Here is a 254-nt window from a genome sequence, read left to right as displayed (position 1 = left end):
GCTGTGTTGCCGCTAATGTCCTTAATTCGTAAGGCAAGGTGAATGTCACCATAAAATAGTGGGTTGGTAACAACTTTTGCTGTTGGCGAGTGAGCCATTGGGCGGTTGCCTGATGCTGACACTGCGGGCAATGTCGATGTCCGCATGAGAGCGGATGCTGCTCAAAATGATGGCAGTGGTCGCAACACCAGCTGGTGTTGCGTTGCTGTTCAGTTTGGCAACTGAGCATCGCATAAATAGCACGGCGCATATCT

The 254-nt window shown here is 50.8% G+C and carries 1 protein-coding gene; it reads right to left on the bottom strand.

Translation table 11 applies throughout. The annotated features are described in order from the left end of the window. Positions 1-254 (bottom strand): transposase zinc-binding domain-containing protein (locus CXF72_RS00600; protein WP_198552455.1); only part of this gene is annotated, 254 nt, incomplete at both ends.

The organism is Psychromonas sp. MB-3u-54 (assembly GCF_002836415.1).
Classification (GTDB): domain Bacteria; phylum Pseudomonadota; class Gammaproteobacteria; order Enterobacterales; family Psychromonadaceae; genus Psychromonas.
Note: the sequence above shows the minus strand (reverse complement) of the source record. Positions and strands in the feature narration are given on the sequence as shown.